Raw genomic sequence first — 5644 nt, 5'->3', positions numbered from 1 at the left:
CTGTAGCTGGTCCAGGCTGGGAACCCAGGGGGTGATCTGGGTGGTGGCCAGCCACCGCCCCCAGGCGTCGTGGTCGGCGCGGCGGGGCGGGGACGACGGCAACCCGCTGGACGGGTATGAGGAGACCGACGAGATCCCGGTGCGGGAGCAGCGGCACCGCGGCGGCTGGCTGCTGCTGGGGTTGCTCGCGTTGCTGGCCCTGGCCGGGGTGGGCTGGGTGATGTTCCAGGTGCTGGGCCCCGGCCAGGGCGGCGACGAGCCGGAGATGGTCGCCGTGCCCGAGGTCGTCGGGGTCACCGAACAGGTGGCCGAGCGGCGGCTGCAGGAGCGCGGGCTCGAGATCGCGTCGGAGCGGGTGGTGCACGAGCAGGCCGAGGGCACGGTGGTTGGGCAGGACCCGCCTCCCGAGGAGCAGGTGGAGGTCGGCTCCACCGTGCGCATCGAGGTCTCCTCCGGCCCGGACGACGTCACCATCCCGAACGTGATCGGCTTCCGGCAGCAGGCCGCCCGCGTCGTGCTCGAGCAGGCGAACCTGACCGTCGCCGACGAGGTCGAGGAGGAGCACGACCCGGAGTTCGACGCCGGCCGGGTGACCCGCACCGACCCGGAGACCGGCCAGGCCGTGGACCCACAGCAGACCGTGGTCACCCTCGTCGTCGCCAGCGGGCAGGTGGAGGTGCCGGAGCTGGTGGAGCTGGACGCCGCCGAGGCGATCGCCGAGCTCCAGGCCAACCGGCTCAGCCACGGTGACGAGATCACCTACGTCGAGACCAGCGAGGTGCCCGCGAACCAGGTGCTCGAGCAGTCGGTCGAGCCCGGTGCGGTCGTCGACTACGGCACGGAGGTGCAGCTCACCGTCTCCCGCGAGCCGACGCAGACCGTCACGACACCGGCACCGCCCCCCGAGACGGTCACCGCGCCGCCGGAGGACCCCGAGCCGACCGACGACGAGGACGACGCCACCGAAGGGCCCGAGCCCACCGGCGACGAGGACGAGGAGACCGAGGACCCGCCCGGCGACGAGGGCGACCCCACCGAGCAGCCGTAGCGGCGGCACGCTCGGCACCTAGGGCCGCCGGGCCGCTACCCCAGGGTGGCGTCGTCGACGGCGAGCCAGTCGGCCAGCAGCGGGAACACCCACTGGAACAGCACTGCCACCGCCAGGACGAGCAGCACCAGCACCTGGACGACCCGGGCGGCGGTGCCGCCCGGCAGCGCCCGCCACAGCGCCGCGTACATCAGGCCGCCCTCGCGGCCGCCGGGGCCGCGGCACCTCGCGCAGCCGCGGTACCCGTGTCGGCCTCGGCGAGCTCCGGCGGCGGTCCGTCCTCGCGCGGCACGCTGCGGTCCAGCCCCGCGTAGGCGACGTAGCGCTGGGCCGCGCTGAACCGTGGGTGGCAGGTGGTGAGCACCATGCTCGCCTGCTCCGGCTCCTCGCCCGGCCGGTCGGGGACGGGCGCCAGCACCTCCACCTGGTCGGGTGCCACGATCCGGGACCGCTCCACCCGGTACACGTGGAAAGAATCCCGGGTTTCCACGACGACGGGGTCCCCCTGCGCCAGCTCGTCGATCGCCCACAGCGGCGCCGAGTAGGTGGTGCGGTGCCCGGCGAGGGCGAAGTTGCCGACCTTCCCAGGTCCGGCGGTCTCCGGGTAGTGGCCCAGCACGCCTTGGTCGAGGACATCCCGCTCCACGCCGCTGCGCACCACCCGCTGCTCCCCCAGCGTCGGCAGGTGCACCAGGCCGATCACCTCCTCCGGCAGCCCGCTGGCGGCAGTGCCGGTCCCGGTCTCCCCGTCCCGGCCGCTGCCGGCCGAGTCGTTGCCGGCCGCGCCGCTCCCGGCCGAGCCGCTGCCGGCCGAGCCGCTCCCGGCGGAGCCGCTACCAGCGGAACCGCTACCGCGCCCGGGCGGCTCCGCCGCCAGGCTGCTGCTCACCGCAGCCACCTCGTCGGCCACCTGCCGCCCGGTGTGCACGTCGGTCCACCACAGCTGCCAGACCAGGAACAGCAGCACCAAGGCCCCGGCGGTCACCGCCAGCTCGCCCCCCAGCCGCAGCAGTACGCGCAGCGCCCTCACCGCGCGCCGTTCCCGACCGGCGGCGGGAGCGGCTCGCTGACCTCGGTGGCCTTCGCCGTGGTCGTGCGCACCGAGGAGCTGAACGCCGGGAACTGGGTGACGCCCAGGTCCGTCACCTCATAGCCCAGCCCGAGCAGGTCGGCCCAGGCCCGGTAGTTGGCCACGACCGGGTTGTCCACCAGCGCCTGCTGCAGCTGCTCCGGGTCGCCGATGGCGGTGATCGTGTACGGCGGGGAGTAGACCCGGCCCTGCAGGTAGAGGGTGTTGCCCACGCACTGCACCGCGCTGGTGGCGATGATCCGCTGGTCCTGCACCATCATCGCCTCCGCACCCCCGGCCCACAGCGCGTTGATGACGCCCTGCACGTCCTGCTGGTGCACCACGACGTCGTCGACGGTGTAGCCCTCCGGCAGCGTCTCCAACGTGTACCCGGCGTCATCCAGGGTGACCCGCACCGCCGGCCCCTCCACCGCGGCGGTACCCACCTGCGGTGCCAGCCGGTCGGCCTGCGTGCTCACCTCCCGCACCGGGCTGCGCTCCTCGGCCAGCGAGCGCACCTCCGTCTCGAGCTCGGCCGCGTCCTCGGTGAGGCTGGCCACCCGCTCGGTGCGCTCCTGGATCAGGTCCGGCAGGCTCTGCGGGGGCTCCCCGCCCCCGCCACGGGCCAGCGCGGCCGAGGTCCCGAACAGCAGCCCGGCGACCAGCATCACGCCGGGCACCGCCGCGCGCCAGGGCCCGGTGGGGCGCTGGGGTAGCGGCATCGGTCCTCCACGAGCGACGGGCAGCACGGCGACAGGCACTGCTGCGGTCCCTCCAGCGTACCTGCGGCGGGGCCGCGTATCCTGGGGCGACGACCCTGCCCCGCGTCTGCGGGCGGGCCCCGCACCTCGTCGAAGGAGTCCCCACCGTGCCGGAGTCCAAGGGCCGCCCTCGCGCCTCGCGCCCGACGCCGGAGCAGACCCCGCCCCGGCCGCAGCAGGTCGGCAACCCGTCGTGGTTCGCGCCGGTCATGGTCGGCCTCATGGTGCTGGGCGTGCTGTGGGTGGCGACGTTCTACATCAGCGACGGCGCCTGGCCGGCGCCGATCGGCTACTGGAACCTGGCCGTCGGGCTCGGCGCGATCATGGCCGGGTTCGTCATGGCCACCCGCTGGCGCTGACCCGCGCCGACGGACCGCTCCGGCAGGCTCCCCGCCGGCGACAGTGTCTGCGTGTCGTGAACCGTGCGCCCGGGCGCACGGTTCGCCTTACCGTGCAGCGTGCCACCCGTCCCCAGCGGTTTCCACACCATGTCCACAGCACCTTTCCCACAGGTTATCCACAGGCTGGGGATAACTACAGGGATGTAACTCAGCCGCCGTAGAGCATCCGCAGCACCGCCTGCTCGTCCACGGTCGCCAGCCGGAGCACGGCCGCGGCGACGACCAGGGCGAGCACGGCGAGCAGCGCCGGCCACTGCCAGCGCCGCCGCGCGACCGCCGCCGGGTCCCGCCCCGACGACGACGTCACCACCAGCGCGGCGGCCAGCAGCCCCCCGGTCACGGCGCCGCCCAGGTGGGCCTGCCAGGCGATGCCGGGGACCACGAAGCCGATGACGGTGTTGGCGACGAGGATCACCAGGATGCCGGCGGTGCGGCGGCCCAGGTGCCGGTTCAGCACGAGCACCGCGGCGAACAGCCCGAACACCGCACCGGAGGCGCCGACGGTGGGGGTCACCCAGCCCGAGAAGTCGCCGCGGCCCTCCGGCAGCCGGGCCAGCAGCAGGTAGCCGCTCGAGCCACCGAGCGCGCTGATCAGGTAGAGCGCCAGGAACCGCACCCGGCCCAGCAGCGGCTCCAGGTAGGAGCCGGTGATCCACAGCGCGTACATGTTGAACAGGATGTGCATCACCGTGCTCGGCGAGTGCGCGAACGCCGCGGTGAGGAACCGCCACGGCTGCTCCTCCGCCGCGGCTGGCAGGAACATCAGCTGCCGGGTCACCTCCGGCTGCGCGAGCTGGGCCACGTACACCAGCACGCATAGCCCCACGATCACCAGGGTGACCGTGGGTCGTCCGCCGGCTGCGTCCGCGCCGTACCGCGTCGTGGGCCGGCGCACCTGGCGGGCGCCCTCGGCGACGCAGTCGCGGCACTGCACGCCGACGGCGGCGGCGCGCTGGCAGTCGGGGCACGCGGGCCGCCCGCAGCGCTGGCAGCGCACGTACGCCACCCGGTCCGGGTGGCGTGGGCAGACCGGTGGGCCCTGCTCGGCGGCCGGGTGCGTCACGAGCGCACGCTGTGGGCGCTCAGCGGTGGACGGTGACGGTGGTGATGTCGACCGGCTCGAGGGGGCGGTCCATCGACCCGGTGGGCACGGCGGCGATCGCGTCGACCACGTCCTTGCTGACCTGGTCCTTGACCTCACCGAAGATGGTGTGCTTGCCCTGCAGCCAGGTGGTCGCCCCGACCGTGATGAAGAACTGCGAGCCATTGGTGCCGCGGCCACCGCGCTTGCCGGCGTTGGCCATCGCCAGCTGGTACGGCTCCCGGAAGTCCTTGTCCGGGCTGATCTCGTCGTCGAAGGTGTACCCGGGGCCGCCGGTGCCCTCGCCGAGCGGGCAGCCGCCCTGGATCATGAAGCCGGGGATCACGCGGTGGAAGCCCAGGCCGTCGTAGAACGGGGTGGGGTTGCTGCGGCCGGCGTCGTCGGTGTACTCCTGCTCGCCGGTGGCCAGGCCCACGAAGTTGCGGACCGCTTTCGGGGCATGGTCGGCGAACAGGGTCAGGCTGATGTCGCCCTTGGTGGTGTGCAGGGTCACGTCCATGGCCCCATCCTCGCACGCGGGCCGCTCCCCCCTGCGGTGGCTCATCGGGGGTGGGACAAGGCAGGATGGGGCCATCGGCGAGACAACAGGAGGATCCGTGTTCCACCGCAAGAGCAAGGCCGAGAAGGCGCGGGAAGAAGCGACCTCTCGGGCCCGGCGCGCCAGGAAGGCAGCGGTCGCGGCCAAGGCTCGCGCCGCCCACCAGGCTCAGCACCACACCGACACCATGCGGAACACCGTCCGGGAGCGGGTCGGCCCCGCCGCCCAGGCCGCCGCCGGCACGGTCGGCGCCCACGCCGTCGAGTACCGCGACCGTGCGGTCGCCGGCCTGGACCACGGCATCGACGCGGCCGTGCCCCGGGTCGAGCAGGCGGTCGCCGGGGTGGCGCCCAAGGTGGACCACGCCCGCGACGTGATCGTCGAGGACCTGCTGCCGAAGCTCTCCGCGCTGCTGGCCAGCGTGCAGGCCAGCAAGGACGACCTGGTGGCCAAGCAGCAGGGCCCGGTCGCCTCCGTCATCCGCCCGCCGAAGCGGCGCCGCAAGGGCGGGATGCTGCTGGCCCTCGGTGCGCTCTCGGCCGTGGGTGCCGGCGTCGCCTGGTACCTCAGCCAGCAGTCCGGGGACCAGCGCGACCCGTGGGCCGCGCTGCCCGAGGAGCGGCCCATCGGCGGTGCGCCCGGCGTGGACAGCCAGGTCCGGCAGCCCTTGGCCTCGACCCGGCGCAGCACCTCGCCGGTGAGACCGCGGGCGTACCCGTCCGGCT

General features: G+C 74.1%; 7 protein-coding genes and 1 pseudogene. 3 read left to right on the top strand and 5 right to left on the bottom strand.

Annotated elements, in window-relative coordinates; genetic code table 11:
* A partial coding sequence (locus GFJ45_RS14885) for a PASTA domain-containing protein (protein ID WP_153398586.1) occupies positions 1-1048 on the top strand: 1048 nt, incomplete at its 5' end.
* Between the two features lie 35 nt (positions 1049-1083).
* On the opposite strand, the gene GFJ45_RS16510 is transcribed toward GFJ45_RS14885, so the two are convergent.
* Genes GFJ45_RS16510 through GFJ45_RS14875 form a run of 3 tightly spaced genes read right to left on the bottom strand, consistent with a single transcriptional unit; the run spans position 1084 to position 2839 of the window.
* A complete protein-coding gene (locus tag GFJ45_RS16510) occupies positions 1084-1239 on the bottom strand; it encodes a hypothetical protein (RefSeq protein ID WP_194288707.1) in 156 nt (51 codons plus the stop codon).
* On the bottom strand, positions 1239-2078 hold the full coding sequence (locus GFJ45_RS14880) for a class E sortase (protein ID WP_153398584.1): 840 nt from the start codon (positions 2076-2078) through the stop codon (positions 1239-1241). The genes GFJ45_RS16510 and GFJ45_RS14880 overlap by 1 nt, the downstream gene beginning before the upstream one ends.
* Positions 2075-2839, bottom strand: coding sequence for a DUF881 domain-containing protein (locus GFJ45_RS14875; protein WP_153398582.1), 765 nt, complete (start codon positions 2837-2839; stop codon positions 2075-2077). Before GFJ45_RS14875 ends, GFJ45_RS14880 begins: the two co-directional genes overlap by 4 nt.
* Positions 2840-2985: 146 nt before the next feature.
* Here GFJ45_RS14875 and GFJ45_RS14870 point away from each other — a divergent pair, with 146 nt between their 5' ends.
* Positions 2986-3237: a cell division protein CrgA gene (locus GFJ45_RS14870; RefSeq protein ID WP_153398580.1), complete on the top strand. Its 252-nt coding sequence runs from the start codon at positions 2986-2988 to the stop codon at positions 3235-3237.
* Positions 3238-3427: 190 nt separating this feature from the next.
* On the opposite strand, the gene GFJ45_RS14865 is transcribed toward GFJ45_RS14870, so the two are convergent.
* Both GFJ45_RS14865 and GFJ45_RS14860 read right to left on the bottom strand, forming a co-directional pair.
* Positions 3428-4342 carry a rhomboid family intramembrane serine protease gene (locus GFJ45_RS14865; protein WP_153398578.1) on the bottom strand — a complete coding sequence of 305 codons (915 nt, stop codon included), beginning with the start codon at positions 4340-4342 and terminating at the stop codon, positions 3428-3430.
* Between the two features lie 19 nt (positions 4343-4361).
* Positions 4362-4880, bottom strand: a complete 519-nt coding sequence (locus tag GFJ45_RS14860; RefSeq protein WP_153398576.1) for a peptidylprolyl isomerase — start codon at positions 4878-4880, stop codon at positions 4362-4364.
* A 97-nt stretch (positions 4881-4977) separates the two neighbouring features.
* Between GFJ45_RS14860 and GFJ45_RS14855 the strand changes: the two are divergent.
* Positions 4978-5644, top strand: a pseudogene (locus GFJ45_RS14855) (hypothetical protein); the annotation flags it as partial.

Source organism: Ornithinicoccus halotolerans (genome assembly GCF_009602535.1).
GTDB classification, from domain to species: Bacteria; Actinomycetota; Actinomycetes; order Actinomycetales; family Dermatophilaceae; genus Ornithinicoccus; species Ornithinicoccus halotolerans.
This window is presented reverse-complemented; position numbering and strand designations above follow the sequence as displayed.